Annotated in this window: 1 protein-coding gene and 1 pseudogene; one reads left to right on the top strand and one right to left on the bottom strand. The window is 61.6% G+C overall.

The window, feature by feature from the left end; translation table 11 throughout:
- A partial coding sequence (locus CRT60_RS00120) for a cation-transporting P-type ATPase (protein WP_244592182.1) occupies nt 1-252 on the bottom strand: 252 nt, incomplete at its 3' end.
- Nucleotides 253-619: 367 nt separating this feature from the next.
- Between CRT60_RS00120 and CRT60_RS36000 the strand changes: the two are divergent.
- Nucleotides 620-1,242, top strand: a pseudogene (locus CRT60_RS36000) (hypothetical protein); the annotation flags it as partial.

Here is a 1,242-nt window from a genome sequence, read left to right as displayed (position 1 = left end):
CAGGCCGCTGGCAAACAGCAGGATCAGCACCAGGGGATTGAGGAAGCGGGTCAGGAATTGCAGCCAGAGCGGCCGGCAGCGGCGCGCCAGCGGCTGGTTGAGGCCGTATCTGTGCAGGCGGGCCTCCGCCTCGGTCCAGCTCAGCCCGGCGGGGGTCGCATCCAGGTTTTTAAGCACGACTGAGATCGGTTGTTTCCAGATCCCGTCAGCGATGGTGCCTTGGTCCAAGGGTCGTGTCCTCGGCAGTTGCATAAGTGTAGGCTTCGGCCGAGGGAAGAGAAATGACGCTTACGATAGCCCGTAATTTCATGGTTGGGACTTGGCATCACACGGCTGGATTCGAAAACGGCGACCGCGGACTGACGCTCCGGATTTTCACTGCCGGCACTCTTTCGGTTGGACAATGCTAAGAGTGCTGATCAGAACCGGTCTGACGTTGAGGGAAATCAACGCCTTCAGCGCGTCAGACCGGGGTTTTGATAGACACTCTAAAAACATTTCCGCTGGATTGGAGTAGACGGATGGGCCGATAGAGCCCTGGCCCGATGCGTCATTCGAAACAGCAGCCTTTAAGAGCATTTCTATCCAGACCCACCGCTACCATCGAAAGGGCGCCGGCATGGGACAGGATCATGAAAAGCATCACGGCACGTCCGGGCGGACAATCATGGGCAGCGGGCGCCGCGACTTTCTGTTCCGCGGCGAAGGGAACGACATCATCGCCGGCAATCGCGGCAACGATTACATGGAAGGCGGCGGCGGCCGCGACCGCTTCATTCTCAAACCCGGCGACGGTTGGGACTGCATCGGCGACTTCCAGGGCGGAGCCGACGGGGACTCGTTGGACCTGCGGGCCTGGAGTGGGATCGGCAGCCTGGAGGATGTGCTGGCCCGCTCCCATCAGGACAGCGACGGGCTGGTCCTCGATTTTGGACCACGTGACGGCGTGAAGCTGATGGGCCTGTCGCGGGAGGATCTCACTGCCGGCAATCTCCGACTGAAAAACGAGCCGATGAAAGCCAGCGCCGTATTCGCGGCGACGGACAATGCGAGTGGGAACGAGCTGTGGGGAACGGACGGGCGCCGGGCCACCCTGTTGCGGGACATCGCTCAGGGGACGGCCTCATCGGAGCCGCAGGGCTTTATCGAACTCCATGGGCATGTCTATTTCAGCGCCGACGACGGCGTCCATGGGCGTGAATTGTGGTCCACCGACGGAACACCGGGTGGAACCCGCCTGCT

It is taken from the genome of Azospirillum palustre (genome assembly GCF_002573965.1).
Classification (GTDB): domain Bacteria; phylum Pseudomonadota; class Alphaproteobacteria; order Azospirillales; family Azospirillaceae; genus Azospirillum; species Azospirillum palustre.
This window is presented reverse-complemented; position numbering and strand designations above follow the sequence as displayed.